This is a genomic window from Oerskovia flava (assembly GCF_026163685.1).
Taxonomy (GTDB): Bacteria; Actinomycetota; Actinomycetes; order Actinomycetales; family Cellulomonadaceae; genus Oerskovia_A; species Oerskovia_A flava.
The window spans coordinates 1-20,469 of the sequence record NZ_JAOXSR010000017.1 but is presented as its reverse complement, the minus strand read 5'-3'; the positions used below and the strand labels follow the sequence as shown (position 1 = coordinate 20,469).

Sequence of the window (20,469 nt, the reverse complement as noted above, 5' to 3'; positions counted from 1 at the left end):
CTCCTTCGGACTCAGCGGTCACGGTCCATCCGTGACAGGAGGGTTCTGCACGTCTCTTCATGCTGGTACTGCTCTGCTGCGGCGACGACCCGGCTGATGGCAGCCCGGACGAAGCACACAGCAACCCCCTACGGTACCCGCTCGCGCGGGGCCGCAGGAAATCTCCGGTCTCGGCCGATCAGGTCAGTCGCTGCCCGGGCGGCCGCCGCCACCGCCGCCGCCCGCGTTGCCGCCGCCGGGCTCGTCGGTCGGTTCGTCCGTCGGCTCGTCCGTCGGCTCCGGATCCGGATCCTCGGTCGGTTCCGGCTCCGGTTCCGGCTCCGGGGCCGGCTGGTTGCCCGGGTCGGGTCCCCGCGAGACGACCAGCGAGATCGTGGACCCCTCCGGCACCTGCGTCCCCTCGGACGAGGCGCGGATGACGATGCCGCGCGGGACGTCGTCGGAGTACTCCTCCGTGACGCGCGCGTTGAGGCCGAGCGCGGACAGCGCCGCGCGGGCGTCGTCCAGGCTCCGTCCGACGAGACCGGGGACCGTCGGACGCTCGGGCTCCTCGACGGGCTCCTCGGTCTCCTCCGGCTCCTCCGTCTCGGTGGAGTCCTCGGTCGGCTCCTCGGTCGGGACGGTCGGACGCGGGGGCGTGTACGTCGGGAACTCCTGCTTGGCGTCGTCCCCGATCGCCTTGCCCATGTACTCGGTCCACGCGTTCACCGGCCACGTACCACCGGTGATCTCGCTCCACTCGCCGAACGGGGTGATCTGCTCCTGCTCGCCGTTCTCCCCGACCTGGTAGAGGCCGATCACGGTCGCGAGCTGCGGGACGTACCCCGCGAACCAGGCGGAGCGGTTGTCGTTCGACGTCCCCGTCTTGCCGGCGACCGGGCGGTCCAGCACCTGCGCCGGGTTGCCCGAGCCGCCGGGCATCTCGACGACCTGGCTCAGCGCGAACGTCGTCGCGGCCATGACGTCGGGCTCGAACTCCTTGGACCGCGACTCCGGACCCTCCGCCTCGTAGACGAGCGCATCGTTGAGCAGGTGCACCGTCTGGACGATGTGCGGCGTGGACTTCATGCCCTGCGCCGCGAGGGTCGCGTAGGCGTCGGTCAGCTCGAGCGGCGTCACCGTCGCCGCCCCGAGCACGTTGGACGCCTCGTTGCCGACCTCCGCCTCGATGCCCGCGCGGTGCGCGACGTCGGCCGTGCGGTCAGGTCCGATCTCGATGTTCAGCTCGGCGTACACGGTGTTGACGGACTTCGCGGTCGCCTCGATGAGGTTGACCTGCCCGTAGCCACGACCGCCGAAGTTCCCGAGCTCCCAGTCGCTGCCGTCGTTGGCCCCGGCGAACGTCCGCGGGGAGTTGCCGTCGTAGTACTCCTCGAGGGTGTGCCCGTCCTCGAGCGCCCCGATGAGGGTGAACGGCTTGAACGTCGAGCCACCCTGCGCGGAACCCTGGACCGCGTTGTTGAACTGCTGGGAGACGTAGTCCGGGCCGCCGTACAACGCCCTGATCGCGCCGTCCTCCGGGTCGATCGAGACGATCGCCGGGCGCAGGTTGTCGGCCGCCGGGTTCGGCTCGTCCTCGCCGCGCGGCAGGGAGTCGGCGGTCTCGACCGCTGCCTTCTGCATGGACTTGTCGATCGTCGTGACGATCTTCAGACCCTGCGTGTCGATCTGGGTCTCGGAGACCTTCCCGGTCTCGACCACCTCGTCGCGCACCATCTGGAGCAGGTAACCGTTCGGTCCACCCAGCCGGTCGGACGGCGAATACTCCTCGACCTCGGGGAAAGCCGCCTCCTGGCGCTCCGCGGCGGTGATGTGCCCGTCCGCGACCATCCGGTCGAGGCTGCGGTTCCAGCGCGCCTCGGCCTGCTCCGGGCTGTTGCGCGGGTCCCAGTTGGTGGGCGAGGGGATCACGCCGCTGAGGAGAGCGGCCTCGGAGATCGTCAGCTCGGCGGCCGACGTGTCGAAGTAGGCCTGCGCGGCGGCCTCGATGCCGTAGGCGCCCCGCCCGAAGTAGATGGTGTTGAGGTAGTTCCCGAGGATCTCCTCCTTCTCCTGCTCCTGGCCGATCTTGATCGCCAGGATCGCCTCGCGGAACTTGCCCACGTAGTCCGTCGTCGTGTCTGTGTAGTACCGCTCGACGTACTGCTGCGTGAGCGTCGAGGCCCCCTGGCGGGAGCCACCGCTCAGGTTGTTCCACATCGCCCGCACCATGCCGCGCGGGTCGATGCCGGAGTTGGTCCAGAACGTCGAGTCCTCCGACGCGACGACCGCGTTGCCGACGTAGTCGGGCAGGGTGTCGAAGTCGACGATCTCCCGGTTCTCGGCCGCGAAGCGGCCCATCTCCGTGGTGCCGTCCGAGAAGTAGACGGTCGTCGTCTGCTTGTTCACGTCGGGCAGCTCGTTGGGGATCTTGGTCGTCGCGTACGCCGCGATGACCAGTCCGGCCACGAGCGCGATCCCGGTGAGGATCGTCCCGACGACCACGCGCCACGACGGCAGCCAGCGGCGGAACCCGCGCACGTGCGAACGGGGGTAGTTGAAGAACCGACGGCGTCGCCCGGCGGGGGCGGACTTCCGTCCGTTCGTCGTCCTCGTGGAGCGCGCCACGGTCTACCTTTCCACTTGACTACTCGGCCTGTTCACAAGAGCGGTCGGCGTCGTCGGACAGCACGGACCACCCTGAACAATAGGCGCCCGCGCAGCCGCGGGGGCGGTCCGACCGTGAGTCGGCCCGATTGCTTCGCCACGTTTCTGCGCCAGGTCCGCCAGTCCTTCACAACTCGGCGCGGGTGCCGCAGAACACGGGCTGCCCACCTCAGCACATTGCGCGATACGTCGAACCGACGTAACCTCTCGATGTATCGGCTCGATACATCGAGTCGAGCGAGCGGGACATCCCCGCAGGACAGACGGGGAGGTGTGACCAGTGCGCAACCGATCGGACGTACTTGAGACCGCCATCCTCGGGCTGCTCAACGACGCATCCCTGCACGGCTACGAGCTGCGCAAGCGGCTCAACGTCATGCTGGGTTCGTTCCGTGCCCTGTCCTACGGATCCCTGTACCCGGCGCTGAAGTCGATGGTCACCCGTGGCTTGATCACCGGCACCGAGTCGTCGGCAGCGACCAAGTCCCACGCCCTGTCCGGCAAGCGGTCACGCATCGTCTACGAGCTGACCGCTGACGGCAAGGAACACCTCCAGAGCGTCCTCGCGACGTCAGGCCCCGCGGCCTGGGAGGACGAGAGCTTCGACGTCCGGTTCGCGTTCTTCGCGCAGACCGACGCCGAGACCCGCATCCGCATCCTCGAGGGCCGGCGTACCCGGCTCACCGAGAGGCTGGAAGCGGTCAGGGAGTCCGCGGCCCGCACCCGCGAGCGGCTCGACGAGTACACGCTCGAGCTGCAACGCCACGGACTCGAGCAGGTCGAGCGCGAGGTGCGCTGGCTCGACGGGCTCATCACCACGGAGCGGGGCCGCACGGCCGCGGGCAGCTACGGCCGCCCCCGCACCACCCCCAGCACCTCAGGGACCTCCCCGAGCACCACCCCCAGTAACAAGTCCGCCGACGGCGCTCCGCGTCCCGGCACCGAGAACAAGGAGCGAGGATGACCTCCATCCGCGTCGCCATCGTTGGCGTCGGCAACTGCGCCGCGTCGCTGGTCCAGGGCGTTCATTTCTATGCAGACGCCGACCCGAACAGCACCGTGCCCGGTCTGATGCACGTGCAGTTCGGTGACTACCACGTGTCCGACTTGGAGTTCGTCGCCGCGTTCGACGTCGACGCCAAGAAGGTCGGCTTCGACCTCTCCGAGGCGATCAGCGCCTCCGAGAACAACACGATCAAGATCGCTGACGTCCCGCCGCTCGGTGTGACGGTCCAGCGCGGCCACACGCTCGACGGCATCGGCAAGTACTACGCCGAGACGATCGAGCTGTCGGACGCCGAGCCCGTCGACATCGTCGCGGCGCTGCGCGAGGCTCGCGTGGACGTCCTCGTCTGCTACCTGCCCGTGGGCTCGGAGCAGGCCGCGAAGTACTACGCGCAGGCTGCCATCGACGCCGGTGTCGCGTTCGTCAACGCGCTGCCCGTGTTCATCGCGTCCGACCCGGAGTGGGCCGCGAAGTTCGAGGCTGCCGGTGTGCCGATCGTCGGCGACGACATCAAGTCGCAGGTCGGCGCGACCATCACGCACCGTGTGCTCGCGAAGCTCTTCGAGGACCGCGGCGTGGCGCTGGACCGTACGTACCAGCTGAACGTCGGCGGCAACATGGACTTCAAGAACATGCTGGAGCGCGACCGCCTCGAGTCGAAGAAGGTCTCCAAGACGCAGGCCGTGACCTCGAACCTCGAGGGTGCGCTCGCCGGCAAGACCGACGACCGCAACGTCCACATCGGCCCGTCCGACTACGTCGCGTGGCTCGACGACCGCAAGTGGGCGTACGTCCGCCTCGAGGGCCGTGCGTTCGGTGAGGTCCCGCTGAACCTGGAGTACAAGCTCGAGGTCTGGGACTCCCCCAACTCGGCCGGCATCATCATCGACGCCGTGCGCGCCGCGAAGATCGCCAAGGACCGTGGCGTCGGTGGCCCGATCCTCTCCGCCTCGACGTACTTCATGAAGTCCCCGCCGGTCCAGATGGAGGACACGAAGGGCCGCGCCCAGCTCGAGGCCTTCATCGCCGGCGAGACCGAGCGCTGAGCTGACCCTCCCCGCGAGGTAGAACGTCCGTCCGCGAGAGAGAACGCCCGTACGCAACGGGCGTTCTCTCTCGCGTTCTGGGGTTCTACCTCGCGCACCTGGGTTCTACCTCGCGCACGAGGGTTCTCTCTCGCGGGAGGGTTCTCGTGCGCAGACCGGCGGCCGGGGGCCGAGCGACCGAACGTAGGGTGGACGTGTGGGTGTGATCTCCGAGCTCGGTGTGCTGCTGCGGCTGCGTGACTTCCGCAGGCTCTTCTCCGTGCGCCTGGTCAGCCAGGCCGGGGACGGCATGTTCCAGGTCGGGCTCGCGACGCTGTTCTTCTTCTCCCCCGAGTCGCAGGGCACGGCGTCGTCGATCGCGGTGGCGTTCGCGGTGCTGCTCGCTCCGTTCACGATCGTCGGGCCGTGGGCGGGGGTCTTCCTCGACCGGTGGCGGCGCCGACAGGTCCTGCTGTTCGGCAACCTCCTGCGCGTGGTGCTCACGGCGACGATCGCGGTCGTCATGCTCACCTCGGGTGTCGGGCCGTGGATCTACGTCCTGGCCCTGGCGAACCTGTCGGTCAACCGCTTCCTGCTCGCGGCGCTGTCCGCGTCGCTACCGCGCGTCGTCGACGGTCCGCTCCTGCTCACGGCGAACTCCCTCACCCCGACGCTCGGGGCCGCGGCGGCCGGCGTCGGTGGTGCGATCGGCTTCGTCCTCGGCCTCGCGCTGGAGCCCGGACGCACCAAGGACTCGCTCGCGCTGTTCTGCGCGGCCGTCGCGTTCGCCCTCGCCGCCCTGCTCGCCACGCGCCTGGGTGCGTCGCAGCTGGGACCGGACCGTCCGGCGTCGGGCGACGAGCTGCGGGGCGCGCTCGCCCGCACGGCCCAGGGCCTGGCCGACGGCGCGCGGTACCTCTGGGCGCGGCGCACCCCCGGGCAGGGACTCGCCGTGATGGCGGTGCACCGCTTCCTCTACGGGGCGACGTTCATCGCGAGCATCCTCATCTCCCGCAACCTGCTCTCGGACCCGGCGGACAGCCAGCAGGGGCTGGCGACGTTCGGCGTCGTGCTCGGGGCGTCCGCGGTGGGCTTCGGCGCGGCGGTGGTGCTCACCCCGACGTTGAGCCGGCGCACGGGCCCGCAGGCGTGGATCACGATCATGCTCACGCTGGCTGCGGCGAGCCAGGTCCTGCTCGCGGTGACGTTGACGTACGTGACGATGATGCTCGGCGCCGCGCTGCTGGGTCTCGCCGCGCAGGGCGCGAAGATCGCCGTCGACACGGTGGTCCAGCGAGACAGCGTCGACGAGTTCCGCGGGCGCGCCTTCTCGCTCTACGACGTGCTGTACAACGCCGCGTTCGTCGGCGCCGCGGCCCTGGCGGCACTGACGCTCCCTGACACCGGATACTCCCCCGTGGTGTTCGCGGGCATCGCGGTCGCCTATGCCGTCGCGGCCGTGGTCTTCGGCCGCTTCGGCGCACGCACCGCGGTCGAGGTCCCGACGGCGGCCCCGTCGCCGGTCCGCGGAACGTCCTGAGCCCTCTTGGCCACTCTCACCTGGCGTTTCACCCGACGAAACGCCCCACATCATGACAAAGACGTGCGGGTCGTCGTGGACATCGTCAACCCGCTGGACACCACGCCAGAGGACGGGTGAAAATTTCCACCCCAGCAGCACCCGCAGAACCTTCATGACCTCGTACGGCGTCGAGCACACGGCCCCGGAAGCACGATCCTGGACGGAAGTATGGTCTCGTCGCCGCCTGGCATCCCCGCCGATCCCCGGGACGCCGCACCCCGAGCTGTCCCGCCGGGCCCGCCCGCCACCCCTTCCCTGAGCCCCACCCCCTCCCTGCGCGCCACCGCTTCGCTCGCGCTGTCGCTCGTGCCCGACCTCAGCGCGGCGCACCCCGCCGCCGTCCTGCTCGTGGACCTCGAGGACGGGACGGTCGTCTACGCCAACGACCTCGCGACGCAGCTCGCCGGGCACGGCACCCTGCCGATGTCCCTGGACCACTGGTCCCGCGGTGCCGGCCTGGAGCTGCCCGACGGCACACCCCTCCACGAGTCGGAGTCCACGCTCACGGACCTCGCGGCGGGGATCCCCCAGCGCGGGGTGTCCCTCACGGCCCGACGCTCGTCGGACGCCACGGTCAGCCGCGAGCTGCTCTGGGCGGTCGGGATCCCGCTGTCGAACGCCCCCGGTGCCCTCGAGCGACAGTCGGTGCTCGTGCTGCTGCCCGTCACCGACGTCGAGGGCGTCCGCGACGCCCAGGTCGCCGCGGCGTCCGACCTGCAGCACCGGGCCGCGATGGCGAGCGAGCTGTCGATCACCATCTCCGACCCGCACGCACCCGACGACCCGCTCATCTGGGTGAACCCCGCTTTCACACGGGTCACCGGCTACGCCTCCGACGACGTGCTCGGCACCAACTGCCGGTTCCTGCAGGGCCCGGCGACCGACCGGGCGGCGGTCGACCGCATCCGCACCGCCCTCGCCGAGGGCCGCACCGTCGGCGAGACGCTCCTCAACTACCGCAATGACGGCACGACGTTCTGGAACCAGGTGGTCATCAGCCCGGTGCTCGACGAGACCGGGAACGTCACGCACCACGTCGGGGTGCAGGCGGACATCACCGAACGCATCGAGGTCGAGCTCGCCCAGGCTCAGGCCCTCGACGCGATCCGCGCCATGAACGACCGGCTCCTGCTGCTCTCCACCATCACCGCGCGCCTCGTCGAGCTCTTCGACACCGAGGCCGGCGTGGCCGAGCTGCCCGAGCTCGTGGCCCCGCACTTCGGTGACTGGTGCTTCGCGACGGTCGTCGACGAGCGGCGACAGATCCTCACGACCCGGGTGGTCTCGCGCCACGAGGGCCTGGAGGAGCAGACCCGCCTCCTCGAGGCCCGGCGCCGCTGGCTCGAGGAGTCTCCGATCCTCACGCGGGTGCTGCACTCGGGCGACGTGCCGCAAGCCTTCGGTGTGGACACCGCCAGCCTGCCGGGTCGCACCGACCCCGACGAGCTCGCCGCGCTGCACGCGCTCGGCCTCGGCAGCGCGATCGTCGTCCCGCTGCGCGGGCACGACCGCATCATCGGTGCGCTGACGATCGTCTCGCGCGACGTCGAGGGCTTCTCGGACGAGGACGTGCGCACCATCACGGACCTGGCGAGCCGGTCCGGTCTGGCCCTCGACAACGCGCGGCTCTACGCGCGCGAGCACTCGACCGCGGTGACCCTCCAGCGCAGCCTGCTCCCGCACCTGACCACGATCCCGGGCCTGGACTGCGCGGCGGTGTACCTCCCGGCGACGACGCGCGCCGAGATCGGGGGCGACTGGTACGACGTCCTGCACCTGCCCGACGGGAGCGTCGGGGTCGCGGTGGGGGACGTCGTCGGGCACGACATCGGCGCGGCCGCCGCGATGGGGCAGCTGCGGTCGGTGCTGCGGTCGCACGCGTGGACCGGCGAGCGGCCCCGCGAGGTGATCTCGCGCCTCGACCAGCTCGTGCGCGGGCTGGGGATGGCCGACATCGCGACGTGCGCCTACGCGCAGCTCACCCCCACCCCCTGCGGCGGCATGGACGTGCGCTACGCGCGCGCCGGGCATCCGCCGCCCCTGATCGTCTCGGCGACGGGCGAGGTGCGGATGCTCGACGGGTCCCTCACGACGCCCGTGGGTGTGGTCGAGGTGCACGACGACGTCCCCGAGGGCATCGCCCGTCTCGAGGTCGGCGACTCGCTGCTCCTCTACACCGACGGCCTCGTCGAGCGCCGCACCCGCCCCCTGCGCGAGGGTCTCGCCGAGCTGGCCGACGTCGTGTCCCGGCTGGTCGGCGGAGACGGTGGCCCGGAGGGCGGGCCGGACGCGGACACGATGTGCGACGAGCTGGTGCGCGCGCTCGTCAGCTCACCGCACGAGGACGACGTCTGCGTCCTGGTGATCCGCAACGTCGGTGGCCCGCCGGCCCGCTGACCACGTGAGGTAGCCGCCGTCGAGGTTGCGCACGTCGTACCCGAGCTGGCTGAGCAGTCGTGCGGCGGTGTGCCCGCGCTGCCCCACCTGGCAGTGCACGACGACGGGGCCCCGGCCCGGTCCGTGGGCCCCGGTGAGCTCGTGGTGGCGCTCGCGCAGGTCGTCGAGGGGGATGTTCACGGCGCCGGGGATCGTGCCGGCGGCGTGCTCGGCCGGGCTGCGGACGTCGACGAGCCGGGCACCGTCCTCGAGGAGCGCGGCGAGCTCGTGCCACTGGACGGTGCGGGTCTCGCCGGTGCGCAGGTTGTCCGCGACGTAGCCGAGCATGTTCACGGGGTCCTTCGCGGACCCCACCTGCGGGGCGTAGGCCAGCTCGAGGTCGGCGAGGCCGGAGGCGGTGATCCCCCCGGCGATCGCCGTCGCGAGCACGTCGATGCGCTTGTCCACACCGTCGCGCCCCACACCCTGCGCGCCGAGCACGGCGTCGGTCTCCGGGTCCACGAGCAGCTTGAGCGCCATCTGCTGCGCCCCCGGGTAGTACCCGGCGTGCTGCGCCGGGTGCGTGTGGATCGCCCGGTAGGGCCGCCCCGCGGCGCGCAGCCGCTTCTCGTTCCACCCGGTGACGGCGGCGGTCAGCCCGAAGACCTGCACGACGGCGGTGCTCTGGGCCGCGCGCATCCCGGTGCGTCGGCCCGTGATGACGTCCGCGACGTGCCGGCCGTGCCGGTTCGCGAGGTTGGCCAGCGGGACGAGGGTGGGTGCGTCGTCGGCCAGGGCGTCCTGCTTGGTCGCGGCGTCCCCGACGGCGAACACGTGCGGCACGCTCGTGCGCAGGTCCGCGTCGACGAGGATGCCGCCCCGGGGCCCGGTGCGGGCCCCGGCCGCCTCGGCCAGCGTGGTGTCCGGGCGGACCCCGATCGCGGCGACGACGACGTCCGCGGGCAGGTGCTCCCCGTCGTCGAGCACGACCTCGCGGGCGGTGATCTCGCGGACCGTCGCGCCGGTGCGCACGGTGACGCCGTGCTCGGCGAGCTCTGCGGCGACGAGCACGGCCAGCTCCGGGTCCAGGGGCGCGAGGACCTGGTCCGCGAGCTCGACGACGGTCACCGCGATCCCCCGGCGGGCCAGGTTCTCCGCGAGCTCGAGCCCGACGAACCCACCGCCCACGACGACCGTCGAGCGGGCGGTGCCGGTGGCCGCGACGAGGCGGTCGACGTCGGCCACGTCACGCAGGACGAGCGCCCGCCCCGCACCGGGGACGTCGGGGACGACCGGGCGGGCGCCGGGGCTCAGCACGAGCTCGTCGTACGACTCCTCGTACGACGTCCCCGTCGGGAGGTCCTCGACCGTGACGGTACGGGCCTCGGCGTCCACCGCCGTCACGCGGCTGCGGACACGGACGTCGAGCCGGAACCGGGCGGCGAGCGCCGCAGGGGTCTGCAGGAGCAGGGCGTCGCGGTCCTCGATGACTCCCCCGGCGTAGTAGGGCAGCCCGCAGTTGGCGTACGACACGTGCTCGCCCTGCTCGAGGACGACGACGTGGGCCTGCTCGTCGAGGCGGCGCAGCCGGGTGGCGGTGGACATGCCGGCGGCTACTCCGCCGACGATGACGATCTTCATGGGTGACCTCCTGTCGACGACCATACCCCGGGGGGTATCAGAACGCCACGTGGAAAAGAACTCGTACACGCCACGGGAATAGCGCAGGATGTCAGGAGGTTTGAGGAATGCGGTCCGCCGTGCCCCTCACCGAGGGCGTCCCCGCGGCCCCCAGCACACGCACACGCACACGCACACGCACCCACGCCAGGAGAACCATGGCCACCCCTGACTCCGCACCACCCGTAGCCACCACGGCCGCGCCCGCTGCCGCACCCCCGGCAGCGCTCGCACGTCAGGACGTGCTCGTCATCGCCCTGCTCCTCGGGTCGGCATTCGTCGTCATCCTCAACGAGACGACGATGAGCGTGGCGCTCGCGCCCCTCATGACCGACCTCGGTATCACGGCCAGCACCGGCCAGTGGCTGACGACGGCGTTCATGCTGACGATGTCGGTCGTCATCCCGGCGACCGGGTTCCTGCTGCAGAGGCTCGGCACGCGTGGCGCCTTCCTTCTGGCGATGTCCCTGTTCAGCGCTGGCACGCTGCTCGCCGCGCTGTCGCCCTCGTTCGCGTGGCTGCTCACCGGGCGGATCGTTCAGGCGTCAGGCACGGCGATCATGATGCCGCTGCTCATGACGACCATCATGACGATCGTCCCGCCGAGCTCCCGCGGGCGGATCATGGGCAACATCGCGTTCGTCATGGCCGCGGCGCCCGCGCTCGGCCCGGCGCTGTCCGGCGTCGTCCTCAACTCCCTGAGCTGGCGCTGGGTGTTCGGCCTGGTGCTGCCGATCGCGCTGATCGCCCTCGCCGTCGGCGCCTTCTACGTGCGGGACACCGCGCCGCGGACCAAGGCGCCCCTGGACGTGCTCTCGTTGCTGCTCGCGGCGTTCGCGTTCGGCGGGCTCGTCTACGGGTTGTCCAGCATCGGCGAGGCGGCGCACGCGGCTCCGCTGGTGCCCGTGTGGGTCCCGATCGTGCTCGGCTTCGCGTTCCTCGGGCTCTTCGTGTGGCGCCAGCTCGCGCTCCAGCGCTCCACGGGCCCGGTCGGGCCGCTGCTCGACCTGCGGGTCTTCACCGCCGGGAGCTTCGCGATCGCGCTGACCATCATGGCCGTGAGCATGGTCGCCATGTTCGGCTCCCTCATCCTCCTGCCGCTCTACCTGCAGGACTCCCTCGGGCTGGAGCCGCTCGCCACCGGGCTCATCGTCCTGCCGGGCGGTCTCGCGATGGGCCTGCTCGGCCCGACCGTCGGGCGGGCGTTCGACCGCGTCGGCGCGCGACCCCTCGTGCTGCCCGGCCTCGTCGCGGTGACCGTCGCGATGGGTGCGCTCACGACGATCAGCACGACGACGTCACCGTGGTTCGTCCTCGGCGCGCACGTCGTGCTGAGCCTCGGCCTCGCGCTCGTGTTCACCCCGCTGTTCACGACGGCGCTCGGTGCGCTGCGCCCCGCGCTCTACTCCCACGGGTCGGCGGCCATCGGCACCGTGCAGCAGCTCGCCGGCGCCGCGGGCATCGCGATGTTCGTCGCGGTGATGACGTCCCGCTCGGTCGCGCTCGGCGAAGAGGGCGTGGCCGCGCCGGTCGCGCTCGCCGACGGTGTGGCCGCGGCGTTCGTCTGGGGCACCGCCGTCATGCTGGTCGCCGTCGGGCTGTCGTTCCTGCTGCGCCGCGGTGCGGCCGCACCCGCGGACGCCGAGCCGGCGGACGCCCCGGTGGGCGCAGCCCACTAGCTTCCCGGTGGGCGCAGCCCACGAGGTCCCGCGCCGCGAGGGTCGGGCTCAGCCCTGGTCTGCCCACCAGGACACGAGCTCGGCCCTCGCCGCGTCCTCGCCGAGGGGCCCGCGCTCCATCCGCAGCTCGAGCAGGTGCTTGTACGCCCGCCCGACGTCGCGGCCCGGCCCGATCCCGAGCGTCGCCATGATCTGCTGCCCGTCGAGGTCAGGACGGATCGCCGCGAGCTCCTCCTGCTCGCGCAGCGCGGCGATGCGCTGCTCAAGGTCGTCGTACGAGGCCGACAGCCGCTGCGCCTTGCGACGGTTGCGGGTCGTGGAGTCGGCCCGGGTGAGCCGGTGCAGCCGCTCGAGCAGCGGGCCGGCGTCGGTCACGTACCGGCGCACCGCCGAGTCCGTCCACGCGCCGTCGCCGTAGCCGTGGAACCGCAGGTGCAGCTCGACGAGCCGCGAGACCTGCTTGATCGTGTCCTTGTCGAAGCGCAGTGCCTTGAGCCGCTTCGCCGTCATCTTCGCGCCGACGACCTCGTGGTGGTGGAAGCTCACGCCGCCACCGGGCTCGAAGCGGCGCGTCGGGGGCTTGCCGATGTCGTGCAGCAACGCCGAGAGCCGCAGCACGAGGTCGGGGGCCGGGACCGCGCCGTCGGGCCCGGTCTCCAGCGCGATCGCCTGGTCCAGCACCGTCAGCGAGTGCTCGTAGACGTCCTTGTGCCGGTGGTGCTCGTCGATCTCGAGGCGCAGCGCGGGCAGCTCGGGGAGCACGTGGTCCGCCAGACCCGTGTCCACGAGGACCTCGAGCCCCGCGCGCGGGGACGCCGACAGGAGCAGCTTGACGAGCTCGTCACGCACCCGCTCCGCCGAGACGATCTCGATGCGCGCCGCCATCGCCACCAGCGCAGCGAGCGTGCCGCCGTCGACCGCGAAGCCCAGCTGGGCCGCGAAGCGCGCGGCCCGCATCATCCGCAGCGGGTCGTCGTCGAAGGAGCGCTCGGGCGCGATCGGGGTGCGCAGCACCTGGCGCGCGAGGTCCGACAACCCGTCGAACGGGTCGACGAACGTCATCTCCGGCACCCGCACCGCCATCGCGTTCACCGTGAAGTCACGGCGCGACAGGTCGCCCTCGAGCGTGTCCCCGAACGCGACGACCGGCTTGCGGGACGTCGGGTCGTACTCGTCGCTGCGGTACGTCGTCACCTCGACGACGACGTCGTCCGCGGTGGGGTCGACACCTCGCTTCCCGGCGAAGCGCTTCGCGCCGATCGTGCCGAACTCCTTGCCGATGTCCCAGTGCGCGTCACCCCACGCCGCGAGGATCGTCTGCGTCTCGTCGGGCGAGGCCGACGTCGCGAAGTCGAGGTCCGTGCTCGCCCGCCCGAGGAACGCGTCGCGGACCGGTCCGCCCACCAGCGCGAGCTCGTGACCCGCCGCCCGGAACAGCTCTCCCAGCTCGAGGGCGGAGGGAGCGAGCTCGGTGAGGACCCCGAGCGCACGGCGCTGGAGGTCCAGCTCGGCGCGGGTCGGGGGCTCGGCGCGAGACGCGGGATCAGGGAAGGTCGGCACGACATCCAAGCGTGCCAGACCCGACGCCCATCCCGAACTCGGTAAAGTTGGTTCATGTCCACCCCAGCGCACTCCGCGGATCGCCGGGGAGTCCCCGCGCCTCCGGGCGGGCACGCGCTGCGCATCGACCCCGACGCACCCCGACCGCTCGTGCCGCATGCACAGGCACCGTTGCCCGTCGTCGAGGAGGTCTCCGCGGGCGGAGTGGTCGTCGAGATCCTCGGCGGGACGGCGCACGCCGCCGTCATCGCCCGGCGCAACCGGGGTGGCCGCCTGGAGTGGTGCCTGCCCAAGGGCCACCTCGAGGGCACTGAGACGCCAGAGGAGGCCGCGGTCCGCGAGATCGCCGAGGAGACCGGCATCTCCGGCACCGTCCAGACGCCGCTCGGGATCATCGACTACTGGTTCACCGGCGACGACCGCCGCGTCCACAAGGTGGTGCACCACTTCCTCCTGCGGGCCACCGGGGGCTTCCTCACCGTCGAGGGCGACCCGGACGGTGAGGCCGAGGACGTGGCCTGGATCGCGATGGACGACCTGCCCGCGCGGCTGTCCTACCCCAACGAACGACGCCTTGCCGCAGCGGCCGACGACGTCCTGCACGGTCGGCGCCGGACGTCCCGCTTCCGCGGTACGGTGACTCGCACAGTCGTCACCACCCGACCGGCACCACCCTCGCCACGGAGCTCGACCGACCACCCATGACGCTCTCGCACCACGACGGCGCGCACCGCTCCGGCGCCGCCCGCGCCGTCCTGCACGCGCGGTCCCTGCTCGTCGCGACGTTCGCGGCCGCCCTCGTGCTGCTCGGTGCGCTCCCCGCGCCGGGCCTGCCCACCGACGTCACCACCGACGCGGAAGACGCCACCGACGTGACGGTCGAGCTCACCAGCCAGACGCCGGACGTGCTCAGCAGCCCGGACGACACGCTCAGCGTCACGGTCACCGTGCGCAACCCGACGGACCAGCCGCTCGCCGCGCCGTCGGCCACCCTCGGGGTCAACCCCTGGACGCTCGACACCCGCTCCCAGCTGAGCCGCTGGGTCGAGTCGGGCACCGTGTTCGCCGCCGCCACGCCCGTCTCGGGATCGACCACCGACCTCGACCCGCTCGGGCCCGGCGAGGCGACGACGGTCACCTTCACCGCCGCACCGGCAGAGCTCGGGCTGAGCGGCTTCTCCGCGTGGGGCCCGCGCGCACTGTCCGTCACGCTGTCCGACGGCGGCGCCCGGGTCGCCGTCCTGCGCTCGTTCCTCCTGTGGGCACCGCAGGACACCACCTCACCCGTGCGGCTCAGCGTCCTCGCGCCGTTCGTCGGGCCGCCCGTCGACCCGCTCGACCTGGAGGCGACCGACGACCTCGTCGCCGCCCAGGTCGGCCCCGACGACCGGCTCGGCAGGCTGCTCACGGCGACGGCAGACGTCCCCGAGGTCTCGTGGGTGGTCGACCCGACGGTGCTCGCGCTCGCACAGGACTCGGGCGACCCCACCGCCCGCACCTGGGCGACGGACCTCCTGGAGGCGGCCGAGGGGCGCGACACGTTCGCCCTCGACCCGTACGACCCGGACCTCGCCGCGTTCGCCCACGCGGAGGCCTCGCCCCGGACCGGCGTCGCCCTGCCCGGTGGCGTGGACCCGACCGAGGGCTGGCGCACGGACCTGTGGTGGCCGGCCGACGACGTCCCCGACCAGGTCACCATCCAGCTCGCTGCCGAGGAGGGCAAGGAGTTCGTCGTGGTGCGCGGCGACGCGCTCGTCCCCGCCGCCACCCTCACCTACACCCCGACAGGTCTCGCCCAGGTCGCCGCCGACACCGACCCGACGACGGCGCTCGTCGCCGAACCCGTGCTGACCGGGCTGCTCAGCGGCACCGGCCTGCCGAGCAGGACCGGCGGGTCGAACGGTGCCGGCGGGCCGGACGGGGCCGGCGGTGAGCCCACCACGGCGAGCACGACGCAGCGGTTGCTCGCCGAGACGGCGACGATCGCCCGGGAACGACCGGCTGACCTGCGGCACCTCCTGGCGGCGCTACCGCGTTCCGGCGACGTCGACACCGAGAGGCTCGGGGCCCACCTCGCCGCGTTGCGGGACGCGCCCTGGGTCGACCTGACCGGCGTCGGCGAGCTCCTGGACTCCCCGATCCCTGACGTCGTGCGCTCCTCCCTGCCGGCAGTGGAGGTCGCCGACGGCGAGATCTCCCGGACCGACCTGCGGTCGCTGCGGCGCAGCCGTGCCGAACTCGTCGACTTCGCGTCGATCACGGCGGACCCGGCAGCGCAGGTCCGTCCGTTCGAGCCCGCGTTCGTCGCCCCGGCCGGCATCGGGTACCGGCAGGTCACGACCGTCCGGGACACCGTGATCCAGCAGGTCGACGCGGCCGTGGCCCGCCAGATCGACAGCATCGAGGTCGCCCCCGGCTCCGACATCAACCTCATCAGCGCGACGGGCCAGCTCCCGGTCCGGGTCCGCAACGCGCTCGACCAGGACGTCACCGTGCGCGTCGCGCTGCTCCCCGACGACCCGCGCCTGAGCATCCTGCAGCAGCCGCAGACCACCGTGCCCGCCGGCGGCGAGGCACAGGTCGACGTCCCGGTGCGCGCGATCGGCAGCGGGAACGTCACCGTCGACGTCGAGGTGCTCAGTCTCGACGGGACGGTCGTCGCGCAGCCCGCGGAGTTCGTCGTGCGCGTACGGGCCGACTGGGAGTCCGTCGGCACCGCGATCGTCGCCGTGCTGCTCACCGTCGGGCTCGTGGCCGGCGTCTGGCGCACGATCCGACGGGGACGCTCGCCCCGCCGGGCGGCGGGGGCGACCGTCGACCAACCCGCCCCCGCCCCTGCCACCACCACCGAGGAGGAGGCACCGTGAAGCACGCCCGCCGGCCCGGTGCGCCGCGCCCGCAGAGCGGTCCCGGGCGGCCTCCCCTACCCGTCGACGCGGCCGCGGACGCCGTCGTCGACCCCACCGGGGACGACGCGCCCGCCGCACCCGACGCTGCTGGCGGCCCGACCGACAGGGCGGACGGCGGGACGGACGACGGCCCGGTGACGACGGTCGCCGGCACCGCGAAGACCAGCACCCTCGGCCGAGCCTCCGCCCTCATGGCATCCGGCACCGCGGTCTCGCGGGCCCTGGGGCTCGTGCGCAACGTCCTGCTCGTCGCCGCGATCGGGATCACCGGCGTCGTCGCCGACGCGTTCGACGTCGCGAACAAGATCCCCAACATCCTCTTCGCGATCCTCGCGGGCGGTGTGCTCAACGCGGTGCTCGTCCCGCAGATCGTGCGTGCGTACCGGTCGCGCAACCCGCAGGAGCGGCTCGACAAGCTGCTCACGCTCGCGGGCGTGCTGCTGCTCACCATCTCTCTCGCGCTCACGCTCGGGGCGAGCGTCGTCATCGGGTTCTACACCTCCGACCGGTGGACCGACGCGCAGACGGCCCTCGCCGTCACCTTCGCGTTCTGGTGCATCCCCCAGCTCTTCTTCTACGGGCTCTACACGTTGCTGGGGCAGGTGCTCAACGCGCGCGGGCAGTTCGGGCCGTTCATGTGGGCGCCGGTCGTCAACAACCTCGTCTCGATCGCCGGGTTCGGCGCGTTCATCGCCGTCTACGGCCCCGCGGCCGCCGGGAACGTCGACGACCTCACGGCCTGGGACGGCCCGAAGATCGCGCTCCTCGCCGGTACCGCGACCCTCGGCGTCGCCGCGCAGGCCCTCGTGCTGCTCATCCCGCTGTACCGCAGCGGGTTCCGGTGGCACCTGCGGCTCGGTCTGCGCGGCATCGGCCTGCGCTCCGCCGGCCAGGTCGCGCTCTGGACGTTCGCCGCCGTCATCCTCGAGCAGGTCGGCGTCCTGTTCGTCACCCGGTTCGCGAGCGCGGCACCCGACGCGGCGCTCGAGGACACCTTCGGCGACTACGCGCAGGACCCGGGAGCGAGCGGGATCGTCGACGGCCTGCTCACCGGCGCGCCCGACTCGTTCGCGGTGGCCGGCAACGCCGCCTACACGCAGTCGCTCATGATCTACCTGCTCCCCCACTCGCTCGTGACCGTCTCGATCGCGACCGCGCTGTTCACCGGGATGAGCGCGGCCGCCCACGCGGGCGACCTCAGCCGGGTCCGCGCCGCTCTGTCGCACGGCGTCCGGACGGTCGGGGTCTTCACGGTCTTCGCCACCGCCGTCTTCGTCGTGCTCGCCCTGCCGATCACCAAGCTGCTCGTCCCGTCGGTCGGGGCCTCCGAGGGCGTGGCGGTCAGCCAGGTGCTCGTCGCGATGGCCTTCGGGCTCGTCCCCCTCGGCGGCATGGTGCTCATGAAGTGGGTGTACTACGCCTTCGAGGACGGCCGGACCGTCTTCTGGATCCAGGTGCCCGCGACGATCGTTCTCATCGGCGTCTCGTGGCTCTCCACCCAGGTGCTCGCGCCGCAGTGGTGGGTCGTGGGCATCGCCGCCGCGATGAGCCTGTCCAACCTCGTCGCGGTGCTCCTGCGCACCGTCGGGCTGCGCTCGACGCTGCAAGGGCTGGACGCGTTCCGCATCGTGCGCATGCACGTCAAGGCGACGATCGCCGCGGCCCTGAGCGCCGGCGTCGGCTGGGCGGTCCTCCAGCTCTTCGGCGACCTCTACGGCTTGTCGTGGCTGCGCGCCGGTGTCGTCGTCACGGTCTGCGGCATCGCGATGACGGGCGTCTACCTGATCGCGCTGCGCGCCATGCGCGTGCGCGAGCTCGACGACCTCGCCGCACCGATCCTTCGCAAGGTCCGACGGCGCGGGTAGGGGACGACCCGGACGTTCCGGGCCCGCGTACCATGTGGGGGTGACGACGACCACGAGTGCGAACGAGGAGGTCAGGTGAACGACGTAGGTCCCGGAGCACTGCTCGTAGCCCGCTACCGCTTGGCCGAGCAGCTCACGTCGGACCTCGCGGGCATGACCGCGTGGTCGGCGCACGACCAGATCCTCGACCGACCCGTCCGGATCACCCTCCTGTCCGGTCCGTACGTCGCCGACGCTCTCGATTCCGCCCGGCGGGCAGCGCTCGTCACGGATCCACGCCTCACCCGAGTCCTCGACGTCGGGTCCGAGAACGGGCTCGCCTATGTCGTGACCGAGCCGTTCACCGGGCTGACGCTCAGCGACATCGTCGCGAGCGGCATCGTCGACCCGCAGCAGGCCAGGGCGGTCATCGGTGAGGCCGCCGCCGCGCTCGAGGTCGCCCGTCGCCGAGGCGTGCACCACCTCGCGCTGCGCCCCGACGCCGTCCGCGTGGACGGCAGTCGCGTCGTCGTCACCGGCCTGGGGACGGACGCCGGTGTCTCCGGCCAGGACCAGCAGGACCCGCAGACGACGTCGCGCACCGACGCCGTGGCGCTCGTCGCACTCCTCTACTACACGATGACCGCCCGCTGGGCGGGCCCGAGCCTCGACGTGCCGTGGATCAGCGAGGACGCGATCCATCCGCTGCCGGCGCAGCGGGACGAGCAGGGCGTGATGCCGCTCGCCGCACTCGTCCGCGACGTTCCGCAGGACCTGTCGACGCTGTGCGAGCAGACCTTTGCGAATGCCGGGCCGCAGAGCCCGGGCGACGTCGTCGCGGCCCTCGAACCGTGGGGCGAAGTGTCCGTGGTCGCGGCGCTGCCGGCGTTCGTGCAGGCCCAGAACCCGACCGACCCGGTGAACCGTCAGTCCGTGCTCACCATGCTCGGCACCGGGGCGGCCGCCCCGCCTGGTACCCCTCCCCCCGCACCGCCCGTGCGGCGCCCCTCGACCGGCCGGATCCAGCGCGCGCCCGAGGCGTTCCCCGGCGGCGCGGGCGCGGTGCCGCCGCCACCGCCCGAGGCGACGGCGGCCTATCCCGCAGCTGCGTACCCGCCCCCCGACGCCACGCAGGGGATGCCGCAGGGCGCACCGCCCCCCGGGCCGCCCGAGGCGCCGGCAGGCGGACCTCGCAAGCCGGGGAAGTTCAACCCCACCGCCCTCGTGCTGCTGCTCGTCCTCGTGGGCGTCGTCATCGGCGTCGTCTGGGCGATCGGCAACGTCGTGCGGGGATTCGAACCGCCGCTGCAGGCGGGCGAGCGACCGGTGATCACCGCCACGGAGGAGGCCGAGGAGCCCGACGGCGAGACTGCCGAGCCGGCTCCGACGGCGGAGCCCACACAGGACGTCCGTCCGCAGATCGCCGGCGGACGCGCGCTCGACCCCGAAGGCGACGCCGCCTCGGAGTCCAACGACGGTGAGCACCCAGAGGCCGTCGAGCTCGCGTTCGACGGGCAGCCCGAGACCTTCTGGTACACACGTACCTACAACTCGGCACAGTTCGGTGGGCTCAAGTCCGCGGTCGGCTACGCGATCATCCTCGAGGAGGCGGCCCCCGTGTCCTCGATCGTGCTCGACACCAACAGCGAAGGCGGCCAGGTCGAGGTGCGCGCCACGACCGAGGACGCACCGACCGAGGGCGAGGTGCTCGCCTCCGGCGCGTTCTCGAGCACGACGGAGCTCATCTTCGACGAACCGGTCGAGGGCGAGAGCTTTGTGCTGTGGATCACCGAGCTGCCCCAGACCTCCGACGGCAGGAACCGCCTCGAGCTCAACGAGATCGAGATCTCCTGAGGCCGCGACGCTCCCGAACACCCTGAGCAGGGACGCCCGGCGCGCCGGAGCGTGCCTGCGGAACAGAAGCGTGCGCGTGGGTGTTGACGCCCACGCACCGACCATCATCAAGGAGTACCTGTGAGCGACCAGAACATGACCCGCCCGACCACCGAGGCACTGGCCGACGGCCCGATCGAGAACGTGGTGATCGTGGGGTCGGGTCCTGCGGGGTGGACGGCTGCGGTGTATGCGGCGCGGGCGGGGTTGGCTCCGGTGGTGGTGGCGGGGTCGGTGACGGCTGGTGGTGCGTTGATGAACACCACGGA

General features: G+C 72.1%; 13 protein-coding genes. 10 read left to right on the top strand and 3 right to left on the bottom strand.

Going from position 1 to position 20,469, the window contains the following annotated elements; translation table 11 throughout:
• Nucleotides 1-183: 183 nt before the first annotated feature.
• Nucleotides 184-2,607 (bottom strand): penicillin-binding protein, encoded by a 2,424-nt coding sequence (locus OHL10_RS18435; RefSeq protein WP_322645595.1) that lies wholly within the window; start codon nucleotides 2,605-2,607, stop codon nucleotides 184-186.
• A gap of 319 nt (nucleotides 2,608-2,926) precedes the next feature.
• On the opposite strand from OHL10_RS18435, the gene OHL10_RS18430 reads away from it, so the two are divergent.
• The 4 genes from OHL10_RS18430 (at nucleotide 2,927) to OHL10_RS18415 (ending at nucleotide 8,656) form a co-directional block, all read left to right on the top strand.
• A complete protein-coding gene (locus OHL10_RS18430) occupies nucleotides 2,927-3,610 on the top strand; it encodes a PadR family transcriptional regulator (RefSeq protein ID WP_265523713.1) in 684 nt (227 codons plus the stop codon).
• On the top strand, nucleotides 3,607-4,698 hold the full coding sequence (locus OHL10_RS18425; protein ID WP_265523712.1) for an inositol-3-phosphate synthase: 1,092 nt from the start codon (nucleotides 3,607-3,609) through the stop codon (nucleotides 4,696-4,698). Before OHL10_RS18430 ends, OHL10_RS18425 begins: the two co-directional genes overlap by 4 nt.
• A 196-nt stretch (nucleotides 4,699-4,894) precedes the next feature.
• A complete protein-coding gene (locus OHL10_RS18420; protein WP_265523711.1) occupies nucleotides 4,895-6,217 on the top strand; it encodes an MFS transporter in 1,323 nt (440 codons plus the stop codon).
• A 210-nt stretch (nucleotides 6,218-6,427) separates the two neighbouring features.
• Nucleotides 6,428-8,656, top strand: a complete 2,229-nt coding sequence (locus OHL10_RS18415) for a SpoIIE family protein phosphatase (RefSeq protein ID WP_265523710.1) — start codon at nucleotides 6,428-6,430, stop codon at nucleotides 8,654-8,656.
• Here OHL10_RS18415 and OHL10_RS18410 read toward each other — a convergent pair.
• A complete protein-coding gene (locus OHL10_RS18410) occupies nucleotides 8,591-10,276 on the bottom strand; it encodes an FAD-dependent oxidoreductase (RefSeq protein WP_265523709.1) in 1,686 nt (561 codons plus the stop codon). The genes OHL10_RS18415 and OHL10_RS18410 overlap by 66 nt on opposite strands.
• A 197-nt stretch (nucleotides 10,277-10,473) precedes the next feature.
• Between OHL10_RS18410 and OHL10_RS18405 the strand changes: the two genes are divergently transcribed.
• Entirely contained in the window at nucleotides 10,474-11,994 is a 1,521-nt protein-coding gene (locus tag OHL10_RS18405) for a DHA2 family efflux MFS transporter permease subunit (RefSeq protein ID WP_265523708.1), read from the top strand.
• Nucleotides 11,995-12,042: 48 nt separating this feature from the next.
• Here the strand turns inward: OHL10_RS18405 and OHL10_RS18400 are convergent, their stop codons facing one another.
• Nucleotides 12,043-13,554, bottom strand: a complete 1,512-nt coding sequence (locus tag OHL10_RS18400; protein WP_265523707.1) for a CCA tRNA nucleotidyltransferase — start codon at nucleotides 13,552-13,554, stop codon at nucleotides 12,043-12,045.
• Between the two features lie 54 nt (nucleotides 13,555-13,608).
• On the opposite strand from OHL10_RS18400, the gene OHL10_RS18395 reads away from it, so the two are divergent.
• From OHL10_RS18395 to OHL10_RS18375, 5 genes are all read left to right on the top strand, one after another.
• Nucleotides 13,609-14,259, top strand: a complete 651-nt coding sequence (locus tag OHL10_RS18395) for an NUDIX hydrolase (protein WP_265523706.1) — start codon at nucleotides 13,609-13,611, stop codon at nucleotides 14,257-14,259.
• Nucleotides 14,256-16,421, top strand: coding sequence for a DUF6049 family protein (locus OHL10_RS18390; protein ID WP_265523705.1), 2,166 nt, complete (start codon nucleotides 14,256-14,258; stop codon nucleotides 16,419-16,421). Before OHL10_RS18395 ends, OHL10_RS18390 begins: the two co-directional genes overlap by 4 nt.
• A complete protein-coding gene (gene murJ / locus OHL10_RS18385) occupies nucleotides 16,418-18,328 on the top strand; it encodes a murein biosynthesis integral membrane protein MurJ (protein ID WP_322645593.1) in 1,911 nt (636 codons plus the stop codon). Before OHL10_RS18390 ends, murJ begins: the two co-directional genes overlap by 4 nt.
• 75 nt (nucleotides 18,329-18,403) lie before the next feature.
• The gene (locus tag OHL10_RS18380; protein WP_265523704.1) at nucleotides 18,404-20,161 is read left to right on the top strand and encodes a protein kinase family protein; all 1,758 of its coding nucleotides are present in this window, start codon (nucleotides 18,404-18,406) and stop codon (nucleotides 20,159-20,161) included.
• A gap of 135 nt (nucleotides 20,162-20,296) precedes the next feature.
• Nucleotides 20,297-20,469 (top strand): FAD-binding protein (locus OHL10_RS18375; protein WP_265523724.1); only part of this gene is annotated, 173 nt, incomplete at its 3' end.